General features: G+C 40.5%; 14 protein-coding genes and 1 pseudogene. 10 read left to right on the top strand and 5 right to left on the bottom strand.

Going from position 1 to position 21,420, the window contains the following annotated elements:
* Nucleotides 1–28 precede the first annotated feature (28 nt).
* Nucleotides 29–1,180: a glycosyltransferase family 2 protein gene (locus RM347_RS10355; protein ID WP_322716342.1), complete on the top strand. Its 1,152-nt coding sequence runs from the start codon at nucleotides 29–31 to the stop codon at nucleotides 1,178–1,180.
* Nucleotides 1,181–1,339: 159 nt separating this feature from the next.
* Here the strand turns inward: RM347_RS10355 and RM347_RS10350 are convergent, their stop codons facing one another.
* The gene (locus tag RM347_RS10350) at nucleotides 1,340–2,473 is read right to left on the bottom strand and encodes a glycoside hydrolase family 2 TIM barrel-domain containing protein (RefSeq protein ID WP_322716341.1); all 1,134 of its coding nucleotides are present in this window, start codon (nucleotides 2,471–2,473) and stop codon (nucleotides 1,340–1,342) included.
* Between the two features lie 384 nt (nucleotides 2,474–2,857).
* Entirely contained in the window at nucleotides 2,858–3,388 is a 531-nt protein-coding gene (locus tag RM347_RS10345) for a hypothetical protein (RefSeq protein WP_322716340.1), read from the bottom strand.
* A gap of 529 nt (nucleotides 3,389–3,917) precedes the next feature.
* On the opposite strand from RM347_RS10345, the pseudogene RM347_RS10340 reads away from it, so the two are divergent.
* From RM347_RS10340 to RM347_RS10325, 4 genes and pseudogenes are all read left to right on the top strand, one after another.
* A pseudogene (locus RM347_RS10340) lies at nucleotides 3,918–7,226 on the top strand (phycobilisome rod-core linker polypeptide); the annotation flags it as partial.
* 373 nt (nucleotides 7,227–7,599) lie between these two features.
* Nucleotides 7,600–8,085 (top strand): allophycocyanin subunit alpha, encoded by a 486-nt coding sequence (gene apcA, locus RM347_RS10335; RefSeq protein ID WP_322716339.1) that lies wholly within the window; start codon nucleotides 7,600–7,602, stop codon nucleotides 8,083–8,085.
* Between the two features lie 65 nt (nucleotides 8,086–8,150).
* The gene (gene apcB, locus RM347_RS10330; protein ID WP_104908010.1) at nucleotides 8,151–8,639 is read left to right on the top strand and encodes an allophycocyanin subunit beta; all 489 of its coding nucleotides are present in this window, start codon (nucleotides 8,151–8,153) and stop codon (nucleotides 8,637–8,639) included.
* 223 nt (nucleotides 8,640–8,862) lie between these two features.
* Nucleotides 8,863–9,069 (top strand): phycobilisome linker polypeptide, encoded by a 207-nt coding sequence (locus RM347_RS10325; protein WP_322716338.1) that lies wholly within the window; start codon nucleotides 8,863–8,865, stop codon nucleotides 9,067–9,069.
* Nucleotides 9,070–9,149: 80 nt separating this feature from the next.
* Here the strand turns inward: RM347_RS10325 and RM347_RS10320 are convergent, their stop codons facing one another.
* Nucleotides 9,150–10,175: a hypothetical protein gene (locus RM347_RS10320; RefSeq protein WP_322716337.1), complete on the bottom strand. Its 1,026-nt coding sequence runs from the start codon at nucleotides 10,173–10,175 to the stop codon at nucleotides 9,150–9,152.
* A 498-nt stretch (nucleotides 10,176–10,673) separates the two neighbouring features.
* Between RM347_RS10320 and RM347_RS10315 the strand changes: the two genes are divergently transcribed.
* The 5 genes from RM347_RS10315 (at nucleotide 10,674) to RM347_RS10295 (ending at nucleotide 16,134) form a co-directional block, all read left to right on the top strand.
* The gene (locus tag RM347_RS10315) at nucleotides 10,674–11,444 is read left to right on the top strand and encodes a class I SAM-dependent methyltransferase (protein ID WP_322716336.1); all 771 of its coding nucleotides are present in this window, start codon (nucleotides 10,674–10,676) and stop codon (nucleotides 11,442–11,444) included.
* Nucleotides 11,441–12,169 carry a TenA family transcriptional regulator gene (locus tag RM347_RS10310; protein WP_322716335.1) on the top strand — a complete coding sequence of 243 codons (729 nt, stop codon included), beginning with the start codon at nucleotides 11,441–11,443 and terminating at the stop codon, nucleotides 12,167–12,169. Before RM347_RS10315 ends, RM347_RS10310 begins: the two co-directional genes overlap by 4 nt.
* 440 nt (nucleotides 12,170–12,609) lie before the next feature.
* The gene (locus tag RM347_RS10305; protein WP_322716334.1) at nucleotides 12,610–13,161 is read left to right on the top strand and encodes a heme NO-binding domain-containing protein; all 552 of its coding nucleotides are present in this window, start codon (nucleotides 12,610–12,612) and stop codon (nucleotides 13,159–13,161) included.
* A 10-nt stretch (nucleotides 13,162–13,171) separates the two neighbouring features.
* Nucleotides 13,172–14,623 (top strand): sensor histidine kinase, encoded by a 1,452-nt coding sequence (locus tag RM347_RS10300; RefSeq protein WP_322716333.1) that lies wholly within the window; start codon nucleotides 13,172–13,174, stop codon nucleotides 14,621–14,623.
* A gap of 308 nt (nucleotides 14,624–14,931) precedes the next feature.
* Complete coding sequence (locus RM347_RS10295) at nucleotides 14,932–16,134, top strand: FtsW/RodA/SpoVE family cell cycle protein (RefSeq protein ID WP_322716332.1); 1,203 nt, start codon at nucleotides 14,932–14,934, stop codon at nucleotides 16,132–16,134.
* 464 nt (nucleotides 16,135–16,598) lie between these two features.
* Here the strand turns inward: RM347_RS10295 and RM347_RS10290 are convergent, their stop codons facing one another.
* On the bottom strand, nucleotides 16,599–18,908 hold the full coding sequence (locus RM347_RS10290) for a hypothetical protein (RefSeq protein WP_322716331.1): 2,310 nt from the start codon (nucleotides 18,906–18,908) through the stop codon (nucleotides 16,599–16,601).
* A 13-nt stretch (nucleotides 18,909–18,921) separates the two neighbouring features.
* Nucleotides 18,922–21,156, bottom strand: coding sequence for a hypothetical protein (locus RM347_RS10285; protein WP_322716330.1), 2,235 nt, complete (start codon nucleotides 21,154–21,156; stop codon nucleotides 18,922–18,924).
* Nucleotides 21,157–21,420 lie beyond the last annotated feature (264 nt).

Raw genomic sequence — 21,420 nt, 5'->3', positions numbered from 1 at the left:
TTTTTTATTTATCCAAAGTAAATTGAATATGATAGCTAAGTCTAATATGTTATTTGAACCCAGAGTCAAGACTTTTCCCTCTGTAACCGTAGCCATACCAACCTATAACGAGGTAAATTTTATAGAAAACCTGGTTTTAGGGTTTTTAAGAACAAATTATCCTAACCTAATCGAGATATTTGTAGCTGATGGTGGCAGCAATGATGGTACTCAAGAAATAGTCAAAAAACTCTCAGATAAAGATGCACGAGTTAAATTAATACACAATCCTGATAAAATTCAATCGGCTGGTCTTAATTTAATTTTGTCTGAATGTGTAGGTGATATTTTTATTAGAATTGATGCCCATTCAGATTATGCACCTGACTACATTGAAAGATGTATAGAGGCTTTGCTAGAATCAAAAGCTAGCAATGTTGGTGGAGCGCAGCGTTTTGTTGCACAAACTTCCTTCCAAGCTGGTGTTTCCCTTGCATCCAAAAGTTTTCTTGGTAATGGTGGAGCTAAATATAGAAATCCGAACTATACAGGCTATGCGGATACAGTTTATTTAGGGTGTTTCTGGAAAAAGAGTTTACTAGAGATACAAGGCTATAATTTAAAAACAAGTTCTAATGAAGATGCTGAATTGAATTTGAGATTAAAAAAAGCATTTGATACAACACAAATTACTAATCAAGATGCTGAATTAAATCAAAGATTAATTGCTCAAAATAAACAAGCAATATATATTGACTCCAAAATTCGTGCCTGGTACTATCCTCGAAAAAACTGGAAGTCTTTGTTGATTCAATATTTTAAATATGGCAGAGGTCGCTATTTAACGAGTACAAAACACCAAATCCAATCACAGTTGAGGGGTTTGATACCTTTTGTTTTTATATCTACTGTCATTTTACTGCTGATTGTTGATTTACTATTTCCCAAGCTAGGTTTACCTGTAGAAATATTAATTACAATAGGTTTATTTTTGCCTTTTTTAGAGAGTTTACGAGTTAATTTGGTATATTGGAAAAGCTTTCCTTCGGAAATTTGGAGAGGTGATGAAGATAAAATACCATCATTTTTTAGTCGTTGGTTTTTTTGTGGTACTACTTTATTAAGTATGCCGATTGCTCACTTTACTGGATATGCATATCAATTATTTCGCCAGAAGATTATGAGAGTAAAAACTTGGTAAATTAATATATTTATCGATTAATTAATATGCGAAATAAGTAAGCGTAGCGTAAGTAAGTTGGCACAATAAAACCAAACTATGGGAAGAAAGCTCAACAGAACTAAAACACCTTTTTCCCATACCTTATCCCAACTATAATTATTTTTATCAAAGCATATTTTACATTCCAATTTGATATAGCCTAACTTCGTAAGCCTTTAAAAGTGTACTAAAACCTCCCTCAGCAATTAGTTCTGTAATAGGCTTTTGATTAAAAGTAACTACTTTGCCAGCTAATTTTTGAGGAAGTTTTACAGTGAAATTGCTCTGAGTATTATTGTGATTAACAACTATCATCAAAAAATTTTTAGTATTAGGAATAGAGAATAATTTAACTTCTATGTTTGAGTGATTTACTTGTACTGAATTCTTTGAATCTTCGCCTCTAACAATTGCAGGAATGTAATCTCGAAATTCCTGAATAGTAGGATACAAAACTAACTCATTCCAGGAATGTGAAGAGAGGTAGTGCGTCCAAAATAGCAGTCCATCAGCCCCTGCAAGGACTGATAAATAAAATATATAGCGAAATTCTTCCTTTGTTGGTAGTCGTTTTTTGAACTGATTCTTGCCATAAGCTTGTAGTACGTTCCAAAATTTTTTCTTTTTAAGATCAGCTAGATAAATGACTTTATAGAGTGCTTTTCGGTAAGATAATACCCATTCAAATTCTGGAACTCCCTCCTCGCAAGGATAACGATCCCACATCAGTATATCCATTGCATCAGCATAAAATTCAATTTTTTTTATGTCAGCAAAAACTAAAGCAACTGGCTTAGTTTTATCTTCTTCTTTAATAGCTTGATATACTTTTTTTAATAAATTAGGAGAGAGTGGTGTAGGTTTTTTAATCTCTGGCTCATCATAAAGATACCAACCATAAACGGAAGGATGATTTTTATAAGTACGTATAAAGTCTTTTACTTTTAAGATATGTTCTGATTCGACTAGGGGACGATAAATCTCTAATAAAACTTTTATTCCTGCTTTCATAGAAGCATCCAGAAATGCTTGAATTTTTACCTTGTCTGCTTTTCCTACATAAGGTATTAATAGATCAATTCCTTTAGAAGATACTTGAGTTGAAACATCAATATTGTAAATGTTGTCATACCAGCCTAAAAAGAAGGGTAAATTTCGTTTTCGATTAACTGTTAAATATTTTGTCGTATTTAAACTCAAAAGTATGCTGCCAGTACTAGCTACTACGAAACCAGGAATCAAGCCTAGAAATTTACGTCGCTTTATCAGCATAAAATATCAAGTTTAAGAGTTGATTTATAAAGTAAATCTTAAGTAGGGTGTGTTATGGCTTTAGCCTAAGGCACCTCCACATTATACGGTGCGTTAGGCGCTTGACCAAAGTTTTTTGTGACAAACCATATTGAAATATGCGCCTAACACAGCCTACAGTAATTTTATTTTTACTTTATAAATGGTCTTTAAGCTCGACTTTATCCAAAATTAAGAACTTGGTTTTCTTTATCCGGCAAAAATCCTGGCTTTTTGGCAAATACTTTTTCCACCTCACAGATTATCGATGAAATTAAAAAAGTAAAACTACCATCCCATTGAGGTTTCAGCGATAGTAATCGCGTTGCAAAAAAATGGATAAAGTCCAGCTAAGAATAGGTTTAATTAAATATCGCATTGATTGGTTTGGCAATATTTGGCATTATCTATAAATTCTTGCAAATTTTTCAAAGGAATTATCTGTAATGCTGATCCACCTTGTACCTCAGCAGCAATGTAAGCAAACTTTTGCCCGCGATAAAACTGGTCACGTCCAACTTTGGTGACATACCGAGACTTCTGGAAGTCATTGGCAATATTAGAATTATAAATATTTTGTAACAATTTCACTGCATTGGCATTTTTTGTGGTGAATTTAAGGCGATTGCTACCACTAACAGTTATTCCTTCTTTAGTGACTGTCCCATTTTGAGAAGTGACATCAGCATAAAAATATAAATTTCCCTTTGTACCGTCGTAGCCGTGGGCTTCGCTGTTGTATCTCAGAGTTGGTAGTAGAGTTCTGGTCTTTGCCCACTTAACAACAGTGTTGATGTTTTGCTCTGGAAGCGCATTTGCAGGAGTGACAGCTAAAATAACTGCGATCGCAGACAGAGTAGCATTGAATAAATAGTTAAATTTGCAACTTTTGTACATGGTATTTTCCGGTTAGAGATGCTGATAGCTAATGCTTAAACCACCCACTTTTGAGAGTTATTTCCAGAGTGATGTTATTTATTAATATTCCTTTATCAGTAACAAAAATAACTTAACATCGACTCATGACTACTGTCCACCGATATTGCTGAAGGCAATTTGGTTTTAACTAAAATTTTGTACAAGTTGTAATAATCGTAGGGTGGACACTACCGCAAAAGAGGTTTTCGGCATCAGTAGACCATGCTGACCCTATTACTTAGTTACAAAACTTAGATTTTGTCTCAGCCAAATAAGAGTATGTACTCTTAAGACTGGATACATTCTAGATACAGGTTCTACACACTTCTTAATAAACCAGCCTTGAGAACGCAAAACGTTCTAATCTAAAAGCTAACTGGGTTAATTTACTGGCAGTTTTGCAGGCAGTACTCTCAAGCTCATAAAGCACAGACACACCGATGTGTCAAGCCTCAAAGCGACCCAGACTTAACACATAAATGATTATGATGGGAGTTTTACAAATCCGATGAGTGTTAAGGCAAGTGGTGGAAGCTCAGTTGCGCGTCCGCAACTATATCAAACCCTAGCTGTAGCGACAATTACCCAAGCCGAGCAGCAAGACCGCTTTTTGGGAAGTGGTGAATTAAATGAACTGGCAAGCTATTTTGCATCTGGTGCAAAGCGTCTAGAAATTTCCCAGACGCTGACGGATAATGCCGAGATTATTGTATCTCGCGCTGCCAACCGGATTTTTGTCGGTGGTTCGCCAATGGCTTTTTTAGAAAAGCCCAGAGAAATAGAAATAGTACCTGTTAGTGCTGGTGCTAATGTTCAGCAAGGAATGCAACTGGGAACTGTAACCTACGTTGAAAGCCGTGGTGGGTTCCTAGAAAATTTACGCTCAATATTTAACTCATCCCCCAGTGGCCCGACACCTCCAGGTTTCAGACCAATTAACATTGCCCGTTATGGTCCGAGCAACATGGCCAAGAGCTTGCGGGATTTATCCTGGTTCTTGCGCTACGCTACTTATGCGATCGTTGCTGGCGACCCCAACATCATAGCGGTGAATACACGGGGTTTGCGGGAAATAATTGAAAATGCCTGCTCTGGTGAAGCAACGCTAGTAGCTTTGCAGGAAATCAAAGCTGGGTCACTTTCCTTTTTCCGCAAAGATGCTGAGGCTACAGAAATTGTGTCTCAGTACATGGATGTTTTGCTAACAGAATTCAAAGCAGCCACACCTTCAAATAAACTACGCCAACGCCCCTCTAGCGACCAGCAAGGGTTGCAACTGCCCCAAATTTACTTTAATGCGGCAGAACGGCGTCCCAAGTTTGTCATGAAGACTGGGTTGTCAGCTAGCGAAAAAAATGAGGTAGTCAAAGCGGCCTATCGGCAAATCTTTGAGCGCGATATTACCCGTGCTTATAGCTTGTCGATATCTGATCTAGAATCCAAGGTGAAAAATGGCGACATCTCCATGAAGGAGTTTGTCCGTCGTCTAGCTAAATCTCCCCTTTACCAAAAACAGTTTTACCAGCCTTTTATTAACAGCCGAGTCATCGAACTAGCTTTCCGTCACATTTTAGGACGGGGACCAAGTAGCCGAGAAGAAGTACAAAAATACTTCTCGATTATTTCTAACGGTGGTCTACGAGCCTTAGTAGATGCCTTAGTAGATTCTGCTGAATACGGCGACTATTTTGGCGAAGAAACAGTACCCTACCTCCGGGGTCTGGGTCAAGAAGCCCAAGAATGTCGCAACTGGGGGCCGCAGCAAGACCTGTTTAACTACAGTGCGCCTTTCCGCAAGATACCTCAGTTCATAACTACATTTGCTGCTTACGAACAACCGCTACCAGACCAACATCCTTACGGTTCTGGTAATGACCCCTTGGAAATTCAATTTGGGGCGATTTTCCCGAAAGAAACTCGCAACCCCAGCACCCGTCCGGCTCCTTTTGGCAAGGATACCAAACGCATCCTGATTCACCAAGGGGCAGGGATTAATAACCAAAATAGTAATCCCAAAGCGCGGGGTGAAGCTCCTGGTACCCTTGGGCCCAAGGTGTTCAAGTTAGATCAGCTGCCTGGTACTAGAGGTAAAAAGGCTGCCAAAAATTCTAGCGTCAGATTCTCTGAAAGCTCTACGCAAGCAGTGATTAAAGCTGCTTACCTGCAAGTTTTCGGTCGCGATCTTTACGAAGGTCAGCGCCCGAAGGTATTGGAAATCAAGCTGGAAAACGGCGACATCTCTGTGCGAGAGTTTATCCGTGCTTTGGCTAAGTCGGATGTATTCCGCAATCTATACTGGTCATCGCTGTATGTCTGTAAAGCGATTGAGTATATTCACCGCCGCTTGTTGGGTCGTCCGACTTATGGTCGTCAAGAAATCAATAAGTACTTTGATATCGCTGCTAAACAGGGCTTTTACGCGGTGGTTGATGCCATTATTAACAGCGTAGAATACAGCGAAGCATTTGGTGAAGATACAATTCCTTACGAACGGTATTTGACTCCTGGTGGTGTATCAGGGCGACAATTGCGCGTTGGTAGCATTCGTGAAGATGTTGCCGCGAAAGTTCAGAAGGAAGTAACGCCGAGCTTTGTGACACTGGGTACAGTTACAGAAAAGCGGTCAGAGCCAGATATTCAGTTCCGCATTAACCAAGGTGTCAGCAAGCAACGCGAACAAACCAAAATCTTCAAACTGGTGGCCAATACCAGTGACAAAGTTGCTGTAAAAACTTTGATTAGCGCTGCCTATCGTCAGATTTTTGAGCGCGATATTGCACCTTATATCGCCAAAAATGAATTTACGGCGTGGGAAAGCAAGCTGGGAAATGGCGAAATTAGTGTGAAGGAATTTATTGAAGGTTTGGGTTACTCTAACCTTTACCTGAAGGAGTTCTACACACCCTACCCCAACACCAAAGTGATTGAGTTGGGAACCAAACACTTCTTAGGGCGTGCGCCACTAGATCAAGCAGAAATCCGCAAGTATAACCAGATTTTGGCTACTCAAGGTATTCGTGCTTTTATTGGTGCTTTGGTAGATAGTGTTGAATATAACCAGGTATTTGGTGAAGATACGGTGCCTTACCGTCGCTTCCCGACCCTACCTGCGGCAAACTTCCCGAATACCGAGAAGCTGTATAACCAGCTTACCAAGCAAAACGATGACGTAGTTGTACCGAGCTTTAAGCCAGTGCAAGCCCGCGTCGGAGCTAGCGATACGCCGCTTTTGGCACAAGCGATCGCAGATATAGCAGCGCAAACAAATGGTATAAACCAGAGCAAGCCTTCATTTGCTGAACTGGGTCGTTCCTACAACGATGGTAGCGGACAATCTGTGGAACTAAATGTGCGTAAACATGCACGCATTTACCGTCTGACAGAAAGTACCAACCAAGCCGAAAAACAACAAGCTATCAACGCCATTTACCGTCAAGTGCTCGATGTATTTAGCGGTGAAGTGCCTGATAATTTCCGCCGTACTGACCTAGAGGGCAAACTCCAGAATGGTGAAATTTCCGTCCGGGAGTTTGTGCGTGAACTAGCCAGTTCCCAAATCTATCGCCAGCGCTTCTTGTCACCTTATCCTCATGCCAAGGTGATTGAGTTCCTCTTCCGTCACCTGTTGGGGCGTACACCCGCAACTCAGGAAGAAATTCGCCAGTATAACAAGCTGCTAGCCGATAGCGGTTTGTCAACTGCTGTAGAAGCAATAGTCGAAAGTCCAGAATATAGCCGCTACTTCGGTGAAGATGTTGTGCCTTACAACCGCTTCCCATCTCTGCCAGCAGGTAACTACCTCGGCAGTGTTCAGGCGGTTGACTAGGGAGTAGGGAATAGGGAATAGGGTACAGATTGTTACCTGTAACCCTTCCCCTGTCCCCTTCGTAACCTTTCGTAATACCGCTCTCAGATTGCAGTTTGAACAGTAAATTCTGAAAAGCAATATTACAAAGTGTTAAGAGCAGTCATAAATGCTCAACAGAATGCCGGAAAATGTTTTGCGGAAGGTAGCTGAGTTTGAAAGCTTGTGTACTTATGTTGACTCAAGCAAACTCGTAATTTATTAGCCGTAGCAGTTATTAAACTGTTGTGTCTAAAAGAATGAGAAAACAAACTCAGTCAACCAAATTTAAAGTCGCACCAGTTTAATCAAATCCTGGTTTCATTCGTATTGGAGGAATCCATTAATGAGTATCGTCACGAAAGCTATCGTGAATGCAGATGCAGAAGCTCGCTATCTCAGCCCTGGTGAGTTAGATCGGATCAAATCCTTTGTTGCAAGTGGTGAGCGCCGTGTACGGATTGCTCAAGTTTTGACAGAAAATCGCGAACGCCTCGTTAAGCAAGCTGGCGATCAACTGTTCCAAAAGCGTCCTGATGTTGTGTCTCCTGGTGGGAACGCTTACGGTCAAGAACTGACTGCTACTTGTCTGCGTGACCTAGATTACTACCTCCGCCTCGTTACCTACGGTATCGTTGCTGGTGATGTTACCCCCATCGAAGAAATTGGTGTTATCGGTGCCCGTGAACTGTACAAGTCCTTGGGAACCCCTATCGATGGTGTTGCTGAAGGTATCCGTGGGCTAAAGAATGTAGCTAGTACATTACTCTCTGGTGATGACGCTGCTGAAGCTGGTGGCTACTTCGACTACTTAGTTGGCGCCCTGCTATAGGGTGATGCTGTTTCCCTGCCGAAACAGAAGTATTGCAATACGGTTGGAAATAAGGAATTAACAACATGGCTCAAGACGCAATTACCGCTGTCATTAACTCCGCAGACGTTCAAGGTAAATACCTAGACTCTTCTGCTTTAGAGAAGCTAAAAGGCTACTTCTCCACTGGCGAACTGCGGGTACGTGCTGCTAGCACCATCAGCGCTAACGCTGCTGCGATCGTCAAAGAAGCTGTAGCAAAATCTTTGCTGTACTCTGACATCACCCGTCCCGGCGGCAACATGTACACCACCCGCCGCTATGCTGCTTGCATCCGTGATTTAGACTACTACCTCCGCTATGCCACCTACGCTATGTTGGCTGGCGATCCTTCCATCCTTGATGAGCGTGTACTAAATGGCTTGAAAGAAACCTATAACTCTTTAGGTGTTCCCGTCGGTGCTACCGTACAAGCTATCCAAGCAATCAAGGAAGTAACCGCCAGTTTGGTAGGTTCTGACGCCGGTAAGGAAATGGGCGTTTACTTAGACTATATCTCCTCTGGCTTAAGCTAAGAACTAGTTTGCGCTTAAGAATTTAGGTGCGGCTTTATTAAGGTCTGGAAATCAATCGTGAGTGCTAGAACGTTATATTGCTTATCTTGGTAAATTATCATTGATGAGTGTTGGTGGTCTAGTATTGATGTTTGATTTCCAGCCTTTGAATGATTAAAAGATTTGCACTCAAGATTTTGAGATAAAAAAAGTTTTCACAAACTATACAGGAGATTTTCAAAACATGGCCCGTTTGTTTAAAATTACTGCTCTAGTTCCCAGCCAAACCCGAGTTCGTACTCAACGCGAGCTGCAAAATACTTACTTCACTAAGCTAGTTCCATACGAAAACTGGTTCCGCGAACAGCAACGTATTCAAAAAGCAGGCGGCAAAATTATCAAGGTGGAACTGGCAACTGGTAAGCAAGGTGCTAATGCTGGTTTGTCGTAATTCTGTAAATAGAAGATTATTTTAGGGAATTGGTAAGAGGTCAAAAAAGACCTCTTTTTTATGGCTTGGTTTTTTGCAAATCAAAAGTTAAACATATTTAAAAGGCGATAACCTCGAGTATAAAGTGGAACTGGAGCGTCAGCATTCTGCCTATTATTAGCCTGTTCAACAGTTTCATCAAACACAATTAGGGTTTCTTTACCAACCTTCAGCCAGTCTTCATAAGGCACACTCATATCTTCTTCAACACCACCAATATTAGGTGCTACCATTGCCCGGTAAGCTTCATTAAATTTCCTGCGGAACCGGAAATCTACTGAAATTCTCAGACCTTCAGCTTTCCTTCTTACTGTTTGGTGCAATCCACGGGCATCATTAAAGTACATTGTGCCGTGTTGTAGTTGTGCTTCCGTGTAGGAGACAACCATTGGAATATCCCGACCGTCGTCGAAGTCTGACATCACCCGCATAGCTTGTAGTTCCATCTCACGTGGCATTTCACCCGCTTCGATAGTTATATTATCGATGTCACCAAATAGTGGCAGAACTACTACAGTCGCATCAGCAGCAACACCTGCCCAGACATCGCTATGGCACTTTGAGCTAGCAAAGGGCAAACCCAACTTTATCGGGTCAGTCTTGCCGTAGACCATACGGAGATTTACTGGTAAATCCACTGCATCAATCAGGTCATTTGCTCCTAGTTGGTAGAAAGCCTCTGCGACGCTCTTTTGAAAAAGGTTAAATGCCAGAATGTGCTCTCGCTTGGGCATCAAAAGACCAGTGCCGGTGTAGTTAGGCAAAGTATTTCTTGCTTCCAGTAGTCGTTCAAGCATTTCAGCTTCCGAAAGAATGATGGGACTATTCAGACATGCTGAAATATAACCCGCAGCAGCAATGCGGATCTGCTGGAATAACTCAGGCTTTAATGTGTGTTCAAACAGTAGTCGGTACTGTCTCCTTGTAGCAATTTTATCCGCAAGCTCATCAAAGAGTCGATCGCCAATCTCAGAAAATGCGTTGGCGTAGCCCGTCGTAGACATCGCACGCTCATATTGCAAGCGATCGCACACCGATGATTCTGCTAACAGTTCTTCTAACATCATTTCTTCCAACGTTATTCTAAATTGGCCAAATAATTCATGTATCCAAAGCCATTTCGTTTTCAAAATGAATCTGGCTATTACAAATTAACAAGGTTATTCTCTTTACACTTCGTAAAATATACTGTTTTATTTCTCTTATCTATCTTGATTAAAATAGTTAATTTTAAGTTTATTGGTAAAGCATAGATGAAGTTGAATCTTAAAAATAAAACTAGCTATAGATGAAGTAGCTATTAACTAAGTAATATCAGAAATTCATGAAGCTAAATTATATTTTGCCGTTTATATTTGAAGAAACTAACAAGTTTATAATGTCAGGTTAATTATTACTTTGAAAAGATCGTTTTTAAAGACAAAATTACCAAGCAATGAAAATCAGTAGAATTAACATTATCAATAGAAATATTAATTGTTAAAACATATATATTATGTATTTTAGTGTTATTGGACTAAATTGATTAAAACAAAGATAACTCAAATATAGATTAATACTTAAAAATGTCAAATCTGAATCACATAAACTCAACTAAAAACTTATATAATCGCACAGCATCAGAGTGGATTAGAGGAGAACCTACTTCCCTATCAGACTTTACAGCACGCCCTTTTGTACTAGAGCTTTGTGAGCCTGTTACTGGGTTGCGAGTACTCGATATAGGTTGTGGAGAAGGTTATTGCAGTCGAGAATTACGCCGACGTGGCGCTGCACAGGTACATGGAATAGACCTTTCCCAAGGCATGATTGCAGCAGCAAACTTTCAAGAAGTCGAAGATGCGTTGGGTATTAGCTATGAAGTAGGATCTGCTACCAATCTCAAGCAGTTTGATGATGGCGAAATTGACCTAGTCGTTGCAGTGTTTTTATTTAACTATTTGACAATTGCTCAGACCCAGGAATGTATGGCAGAAGTTGCACGCATTCTTCGTCCGGGCGGTCGATTTGTATTCAGCGTTCCTCATCCATCTTTTCCATATATGCGGGAGGCAGCATATCCGTTTTATTTTCAAGTTGAGGGTGCAGGCTACTTCAGCAAGCGAGATCAGCAGTTTCCTGGTCGTATTTGGAAACGAGACGGCTCCTGGCTAAATGTGCAATTGATTCACAAAACTCTTGAGGATTACTTTAATGCTCTTAAAATTGCTGGCTTCAATACAATGCCAATCTTACAGGAATTGCATGTGACTCCAGAACATATAGCAATAGATGAATCATTTTTTAGCCCCTTACTTGACCAACCCCTCCATCTAGCCCTACAAATATCACGATGACACAGACATCTTCTTTAGTGAGAAATTCCTTCCGTGAAATAACGGTTAATCATCCTCTATGGAATCATGAGTTTCTCATCCGCTGTCGTACTGGAAATTTATTTTTACCAGATGTACAGGTACTAGCCGTCCAGATGTACAAATTCTCCAAAGAATTTAATCGTATCTTGGCTAGTATTTTGTCTTGCTGCCAAGATGAAAGTAGTCAGTTAGTCATCTTGGAAAACCTATTTGACGAGATGGGACAAGGAGATATAACTCAGTCCCACCCAGAATTGTTTCGTCAATTTACCCGCGCACTTGGTATCGATGACGAAACTCTGACAGCACTACCCACTGCACCTGAAACTCGCGCCCTTATTGAAACCTACTTGCGGATGCCACACAAGTACGGCTATTTAGCTGCACTGGGTGCTGTCTGTTATGCTTCTGAAGGGATTGTTAGTTCGCTGTACACGCAACTATACAAAGGAATTGTCGGTGCTGCTCCCTTACCCAAAGAATCGCTAATCTTTTTTGAAGTCCATATTGATGTGGATGATAGTCATGCAGCGAAGCTAGCAGCAGTGATTGAACCTCGAATCACCATGAATGAAGAGGATATCAAGATCAAGCTGGCTATTACAGAAGCTATGGATGCTCGTGTCCAATTTTTTAACGGAATTCAGCGTCAAATCTCTAAATATAGCTTGTATCCTGATTCATGGCTGCCTTCTGATTTATAGATGCAGTAGTTTGTCAAGTTAAAATTGATGGGTAAGTAAGTTCGTAGTGAGTCAGCGCGGTCTTTTCCAAACGCGAAGCAGCGTCTCCTAGAGAAGAGGCTGCGCCAACGAGTCTGCATAGCCCCACTCTTAAAGCTTGCTAGCAAGAGTGTTTCCGTTAGGAGAAGGGTAAGGACTTTAGTCTGACTACAAACCCTCAAAACTAGCTTGACAAAGTATTGGGTAAAAGGAATAAGTGAAAATACGGTTGTAACAAGGAGTATTTGTAGCATTAAAATGCAAACAGTTTTACCTATCTTTCGGTTTTTAAAGCTGTCATAAAACATTTCAAGGTTTGACTACAAAAAATTTTGTCATTTAAATAACCCTTTTAAGGAATTTAGTTCTCGAGTCTTGGGCAAATTCATAAAACAAAATTAGGTGCAGCAAGAGGAGCTTCCATGTACGGATTAGTGAATAAGGCGATTCAAGACATGGTGTGCAGTCGCTTTGGCGAAGAGACTTGGAAAGAAATTAAGCACAAAGCAGAGGTAGAGGTAGATGTTTTCCTCAGTATGGAAGGCTATCCCGATGACATCACCCACAAGCTGGTAAAAGCTGCTAGTGTCGTTCTGAGTTTATCTCCCTCAGAGATTATGCAAGCCTTTGGTGAATTCTGGGTTCAGTACACAGCTCAAGAAGGCTATGGCGAAATGATGGATATGAGTGGAGATGAACTCCCTGAGTTTTTAGAAAACCTCGACAATCTTCATGCTCGTGTGGGAGTTAGTTTTCCCAAACTTCAGCCCCCATCATTTGAATGTACTGATATGGAAGAAAATTCTCTGAGCTTACACTATCGTTCTGATAGAGAAGGGCTAACACCAATGATTCTTGGACTAGTCAAAGGATTAGGAACCAGGTTTGATACAGAAGTTCATATTACCCAAACCCAAAATCGAGATGAGGGTGCTGAACATGATGAATTTTTAGTGATTTATAAACCAAATTGAGTGCAGTAGCATGGCTCCTCCTCACCTTACGCTTTCGCCAGAGTTGCTGGCGAAAGCTTTTCCCTTCCACTTTGCCTTTAGCCGTAATCGGGAAATTGTACAAGCTGGTGATGTCTTAGGGCGCATTAGTCCTGAACCATTAGTCGGTAAATTGATTGAGCAGTATTTCAAGATCAATCGTCCAAAAATTTTGGTTGATTTTGATGCTATTAGTAAACAATCTCGTGCGCTGTTTATTTTAGAGTTTCTCCATAATGGAATGCAGCTCAAGGGTCAGATGATGTATCAACCAGAGCAGGAGGTGATATTTTTTTTAGGTTCTCCCTGGATTACAGATACAACTAGCCTGGCTCCTCTGGGTATCAAACTCAAAGACTTTGCGATTCACGACCCAATTGTTGATTTCCTATTTCTACTGCAAGCTCAGAATACTGCTTTGGCTGATGCCAAAAAGTTAACAAGTGAACTGAAACAGCAAAGGGCACAACTACGCAGTGCGCTACAAATTAAAGAGAATTTAGCGGAAATTGCTGAAGCTCAGGCTAAAAAATTGGAACAATCTCTCCGCGAACTACAGCAGACTCAAGCCCAATTAGTCCAAGCTGAGAAAATGTCCAGTTTGGGGCAGTTAGTTGCAGGAGTCGCTCACGAAATTAACAACCCGGTTAATTTTATTTACGGAAATTTGAAATATGCAAAAGATTATACGCAGTCTTTGCTAAAGCTTGTGTATCTTTACCAGCAATTTTATGCCAATCCTGTATCAGAAATTCAAGAATACATCAAGGAAATTGAGTTAGATTTTTTACTGGATGATTTGCCCAAAATTCTAACTTCGATGCAAGTAGGAGCCGAACGAATTTCGGAAATTGTGTTGTCTCTCCGGAACTTCTCTCGTCTTGATGAAGCTGAGATGAAAAAGGTTGATATTCATCAAGGACTGGATAGTACTTTGCTGATTTTACAGAATCGGTTTAAAAATAGCATTGAGCATCCTGGTGTTAGAGTAGTTAAAAATTATGGAAATTTGCCTTTAGTTGATTGCTACGCTGGTCAACTAAATCAAGTATTCATGAATATTATCAGTAATGCAATCGATGCGCTCGAAAACTATAACAGTAAGCGCGTGATCGCAGAAATTCATACTAATCCTAATACAATTACAATTACTACAGAAGTCATAAAAACAAACTGTGTTATCCGAATTGCTGATAATGGTTCAGGGATGACAGAAGTAGTTAAGGAACGATTGTTTAATCCATTTTTCACAACTAAGCCTGTAGGTAAGGGTACAGGATTAGGTTTATCAATTAGCTATCAGATTATAGTGGAAAAACATAGGGGAACACTGAGATGTATATCAGAACCTGGTCAAGGAACTGAGTTCTGGATTGAAATTCCCCTGTCTATAGACAAACAAGCAGTTAATTGCATTAAATCGTTGAGTTTTATTAATTGTTAGAATTCAGAAATGCTTGCAGTGGGGGATTAGGACTCAACACTTTCTTATTTTGACTCTCCGAATTTCTGAGCTAAGGAAGCCTGAGATCAGATTTCTCTCTAAATTATTTTTTAACCTCCCGATGTAGTGTATACAAAATACTTATATTTGTGCGTAAAAAGGCAATTTATCAGAAATACTGTATTAGGGGTGTATTAAAGTTTACAACTCTAAGATTTATGCTTGTAAAGCCTACTTATGAGTTATAAGTTATGATTTATGAGTTTTATTGCTAACTCCTAATTCCTAACTTTTTACCTGTACTGCTCGTGAATCTACGCCGCCTGATTCCAATTTTTGATAGTTCAGTGTCCAACTGGGCATTAGAAGCGCGGTTGTTGCGCTGGTTAACGTTGATTTGGCTGTTCGTCGGCTTGATTATGCTATTTTCAGCATCCTATCCTGTTGCTGACGCCCGTCATGATGATGGGTTGTACTACTTTAAGCGTCAACTGCTTTGGGTGTTAGTTTCCTTAATCGGATTCAATATTATTGTTAATTTACCATTGCAGAAAATTTTGGGGCTAGCCCATTGGTTTCTGTTGCTGTTTTTGGCGTTAATTTTCGTTACATTAGTCCCAGGATTGGGAAAAAAGGCTTTTGATGCAGCGCGTTGGATTGCGATCGGGCCGATTCCGATTCAACCTTCAGAATTAATTAAACCCTTTTTGGTGCTCCAAAGTGCGCGGCTTTTTGGTCAGTGGGAACGAATCAGTTGGCGAGTTCGCTTGGCTTGGTTGGGTATTTTTGGTCTGGTACTTTTAGGAATTCTTGCCCAGCCTAACTTGAGTACAACAGCACTTTGCGGCATGACTATCTGGCTAATAGCTTTAGCCGCTGGATTACCTTACAAGTACCTGGGAGGGACAGCAATTGGTGGAGTGATGTTGGCAGTACTCAGTATTAGTATTAAAGAGTATCAGCGTAAGCGGGTGATGTCATTCCTCAATCCTTGGGCGGACGCGACAGGAGATGGCTACCAGTTAGTGCAAAGTCTACTAGCCGTAGGTTCTGGTAGAACTTGGGGTTCTGGATTTGGGCTTTCTCAACAAAAGCTGTTTTATTTACCAATTCAGGACACCGATTTTATTTTTGCCGTGTTCGCCGAAGAGTTTGGCTTTGTTGGCAGTATGGTGTTGTTGGCACTTTTAGCGACATTCGCCACTCTTGGATTAATCGTGGCGCTGAAAGCTAAAAATACAGTACATCGATTGGTAGCGATCGGTGTGACGATTTTAATGGTAGGACAATCATTGCTTCACATTGGTGTTGCTACAGGTTCTCTACCAACTACTGGCTTACCTTTGCCTATGTTTAGTTATGGTGGTAATTCCATGATTGCTAGCTTAATAGCTGCTGGGTTGTTGATTCGGGTAGCACGCGAAAGTAGTGAAGCTGAGGTAGTCCCGTTGCGAAAACCCTTGTTTCAAAATGGACACAGACGCCGAGCTTTTCATAAAACCAGGAATTGATCTATCAAGAGACAGAACGGCAACTTTTTACGGTTTCCTTATACCATTTCCCAAAAGCACTTAATCGGAAATCTGTTTGGCGATCGAGGATATACTAGGACTTTTTAAAGAGTGTTGAGCAGGATCAAGTCTTAACCTGAGCATATTTATCGATAAGCTTGTGTAACAATTTAGGTACTGGATATTGACAAAAAAAAATCTTAAGGTAGTAGAATAATTTTAGATAAATCGTGCATAAATATTTTTTTTTGAATAAGGCAAAAGTGGCAATTAAAAAAACTTTTACCAACGAATTAACAATAGGCGAAATCGATTTATGCGGTAGAACTTTCACCGAGTTTAGAGGAATTAATTTTATTTTTAGTAGCTGATAAACAATATGGGCTGCTTGTAGCTTGCTAGAGTCGATGGGCGGTATTATCCGCCACACCTCTCTGTATTTATAAAATAGCCTTCGATAAACCTTACCTCAGAGGTAAAGGAGTCTTAAATGGGCTATTAGTAGGTGGAAGAGTAGGTGGAATTGGGTTAATGCTAGGTATAGGAGTAGGCTCTATTTTTTTGAGCACTGTGATTGCAAATCCTCTTTGCTGGGGTTGTTGTTTACCAGATATATCATTCACTAGCAGTCCGATTTGAGGCGGGAAGGCTTGATTGACTGGAAGCTTTATTGAGTCAACTGGTTTAACGTCATTGCCGTATGGCAGAAGTTTAACCTGAATATTTTCTCCTTCTACTCTCCAACTCAAAGTAGCAGATTCCCCTTCGTTGAGAACCAGATTTGGTTGCTCACTACCGTTGATTCTAAAAGAGACAATTTTAAATGGTTTCGGTAATATTCCAATTTTTGATTCAGTTTTTTTAGAACTAATTTTATTACTCCCATTGTTAGGAAAAGCTTTGATTTCAAATGCAAAGTTTCCGGCTTTAGTTGCTGATAGAGGAATATTTGTACATCGCAGTTGTTGATTTTGTTGTGCACATAACTTTTGAAGTTTAGGGTCTGCAAGATTACCTTGATTAAATTTATAAGTAATTGGTTCACTATATGATGTACCATCATCTGCACTGCCAGAAATCTGAACTTGTGCCAACAGTAATGGACGGGCGATTGTCCAGTTCAAAAGAATATTTTGACCTTTTGTATACTGTGGTTTATCTGCTTGGAAACTAACTACTTCAGCAATTTGTTTTTCAGCTATTTCTACTTGAGTTATTTGGCTGGTTACTTGGTTATTTGGAGAAAACAATTGTATACCATTACGATAAAAGGCTTGCAACTCAAAAGTGTAATTCCCTTTTGTTTTCACTCCAGTTTTAACATTGCTACAAATTAACTCTTGTTTTTCTTGCACTTGACAAGGAGGTATTTCATTAGCGCTTCCTTTGCCAAGTGTTTCAGGAATGCCATTGCTAAAGTCGTAGGTAATAGGCTGAATGGGTTGCGAACCTTTGGCTGTCAAAATCAGCTTTTGCAACTGTTGGTAATTGTGAATGTCCCACTTCAAAGCTACCTCATCCTCCTCTTCAGTAATTCGAGGGTTATTGGCACTAAAATTTTCTAATCTCAAAGGATCAGGATTTAAAATTCGCCAAATGATGAATCCTATACCTCCTAGTAAGCCCAAAACTGCCAAAATTAATAGAAGAAATTGCCACCAAGGACGGGGTTTCCACACCAAAGTTCCCTGAGGCAATGTGTTCGGTAAGGGTAAATTTTGTTGGTCTTTGATATCAAGTTGAAAGTTGACCACTAGCCCTGCACCAAACCACGGTCGTCGCCACCAAGGTCTGGGTTTAACCGTCAAATTGGCCACAGCGCTTCTATTGGGTAATAATCTTACTTCAGTAGGATCAAATTTGTAAGTATATAGTTCTTCTTCGTCTCGACTTTTTAAACTTAATAGCAGTTCGCGGACAATATTACCCTGGTTAGCTAGTGATAATTCATACTTGCCAAGACTACGGCTAACTTGTCCCAAGATGGTATGAAGTTCTATATCTAAGCGATAATTTGTCGGAATTTGGATGTATACCAAATCCAACAGTACTAAGTCTGGAGAGTTTTCCGAATACAAGCGGATTGTTGGAGAATAGCTTCCTGCAAGGGTATCTCCAGGTGGGTGAAATTTCAACAATATTTGACCTTGAGTACCAGGGTTGAGTTCTAGTGCAGTCACGTCAGAAACTAACCCTGGGCCCTCAAATCCAGTTGCCGGATAATTGATTGTGAACCAGTCCTCGTCTAAATCTGGGCAACTCAAGCGGAACCTATCTACGAGATAAGAACGATTATCTACTATTACCTCCACTTGCAGAGGCTCACCAGGATTGAAAATTAGTGGCTTGTTGGGGTTGGTGTTCGGTCTAATGGAAAATGTCGGGTCATTCACCCGAATTGCAGTCTGTTCTGTTAGCAGAACCTTAATTTGATTTGGGAAGGTTATGGGAGTATCTTGTGGATAATGTAGAGGAGAATCTACGACTAGTGTATAGTCATAGGTTCCGGGGAGAGCATTTGCGGCGATTTGAAACTCAAATCTTACTTCGTCGCTATTCTGTTGGGGAGCTAATGCTAAACTTTCTCTGGGAGAACTAGACCAACCAGTTAAATTTTGAAATACTTCGTCAAAAACAAAATATAAGTCAATAACCGCACTCTGGTCTCCCTGATTAATCACAACAACATAGAGTTCAATGGTATCTCCTGGCATTCCAAATTGAATTCCAGGTGGGTTGATAATAACTTGCAGTGGATTGAATTTAGCTTGCATGTCATTGACTCCCTTATTTGATGCGGTGTAGTTTGACCTGAAAATCTTCACTACCACTCACAATCATGGTTCCTTGATTAGTTTTCAAGTCGATACTATTGATTTTTTTAGAGCTTTGGTAAATTGTTTTACCTTCTGCTGCCTTTGTTTTGTCGAGCTTATGTTCGGAGGTTAAGTACCAAACCATTACTCGTCCATCATCGCCACCACTTACTAACAGACCACCATCATCACTAAATGCCAGACTACGCACAGATGTTTTTGATGCTGGCCAACGGTCTAGTGGCGAGCAATTGAGGTCTTTTACTTTTTCGAGGGGATTCGGATTTTTGACAGTTTGGCACTGATTCAAATTCCAAATCGTAATGAATCCCGCAGAATCGGAGGTTGCGAGGATTTTTTCTGCTGAGTTAGGAACAAAAGCCAATCCCCAAATATAGTCTTCACGCCCAACTAATGGATCTAGTTTTTCTAGATTTTGCACTGATAAACCTGGGAATTGTTTATCAGATTGAGTTGGATTCCACTGCCACAAAATGAAACGCTTGAAGTTTCCGGCAATTACTACAGTTTTTGCATCTGGACTGAGATTTAATGCCCGGACTTGGAAACCTGATAGTTTCAAGGTACTTTGTACGTCGATAACTTGCGGTTCTGGCAGAAAATCGCTGTTAGGCGCTGGTCTTGACCACACTCTAACTTTACCACTGCCATAACCACTGAATAAGTTAAGTGAGTTTGAGGTGAAAGCTAGGTCAAAAACGCGATCGCCTTTTGCCTTAGGATCTTTAAGGTCTTGAAGTTGGCTGATCTTTGCACCTGAAGGGACATCTCTGAGTTCAATTACACCATTATCTAGACCAACAGCCGCGCGATCGTTTTGTAACGGCATGAAGCGTAAGACTTGGACTGCGTCATCGGTAATCGCCATCAATCCTTTGGGCTGTTGTGGTTGATCGCAAGCAACGGGTTGCCCAGCATATTTTACTGTGTCGTCGGGGTTTAAGCTATCAGCACCGATTCTCCAAAGTCTTAAGGTGCAATCATCTGAGCCACTGACCACAGATAAACCAATGCCACTAAAACGGACTGAGTTAACAGAACGTGTATGCATTACACCTCTTGGTTGCACTATTAATGCTAGAAGTGCGGCTAAAAGTGCGATCGCAGCCAGCTGTAGCCATAAAGGTATAATTGGCAGAGTCTCCACTTCCAATGTCTGCGTTGCGGGGTCTGTACTCCCTAAACGTTGGTCGGATAATTCTGATTTGGCCTCCAGCAACAAAGTTTTGCCGATTCCTATCCAAGGACGTTTTGTTTTAACATCCAGGATGATCTTACTTGTCTCTCCTAGATGAAGATTGGCAATTTCGGGAAGCTTTTTGAAACTACATTTTCGCCAGTCTCTACCTTGCACCTGTACATTAATTTGCTGATTAAGGTTGCTAGAATTTTTAAATAGTAATTCAAAGGAAGCTGTATCAGACTTCCAGTCAGGCAACCATGCTGATTTACTAGGAATTTTGAGGTGTTTTTGTGTGGTAGTAAAGTCTATAAAACCTACAGGTAAAACTTCAATCTTGCCTTCGGCATTAGTTGGATAACCATTATTGCTAACAGCTTCAATAGTAAAAGGGTAATTTTGACTGGGCGCTTGGACTACAGAAGGTGGTTGGCATTGAAATGTGGCTTCTGCTAAACCACCTGGATCTAGATATAATCGGCGTTCTGCACTACCAGTCAGCCAAGACGGATCAACACCTGTAAAACGTAGCACCACATCAGTCGGTTGTTGCCCCAAGTTTCGCACTCGTACTGGTATATCTACAGAATTGCGGGGATAAACTTGGAACTCTCGCACAGGCAATTCTACACTTAAATGTGTTGGTCTGTTGTCTCGCTCGATTTTCAGGCGCAGCACAAGTCTGGACTGTTGTGCTAATTGCGGTGAAAAAATCTTCACCATCAGGTTGACAGTACCGACAAATCCTGGGATGGGTGTATTGAATACGAAGACTTGGAATATGGTACTACTGCCTGGTGGCTTGGCTGCTGCCACCTCTGGTTCGAGTCGATACCAGCGATATCCTGTGTTCCGGGTTTCTCCCGCTGCGGCAATTTCTATCTGAAAATTGACAAAGCGATCGCTGTCATTATTGACAGTTACCTCAAAGGAGACAGGAGTATCACCTGGACGAAAGGTTAGATTCTGAGTAGAAAGGCTGGCATTAATAACACTTTTTTCCATACTATTACTTGTAATATTTTTTTATATACTGCATGATTAGCACTATTAAAAAATTAATGTCTGCGAAAACGTGACAATAGTTCTTTGCGTTTGATTATTTAAATGTATATATTATTAAATATTGTGTAATAAATTTGTCAATTTATAAAAGTTATTTTTAGAAGCGATCGCTAACAGAGATATGAGTGAAAAAAATGTAGAGACATAGCACTACTACGTCTCTACAAGGTTCTGGATAATGTATATTTAATTTCTGGATATAAC

The sequence above is a fragment of the Nostoc sp. ChiQUE02 genome, from assembly GCF_034531305.2.
Lineage (GTDB): Bacteria > Cyanobacteriota > Cyanobacteriia > Cyanobacteriales > Nostocaceae > Nostoc.
Note: the sequence above shows the minus strand (reverse complement) of the source record. Positions and strands in the feature narration are given on the sequence as shown.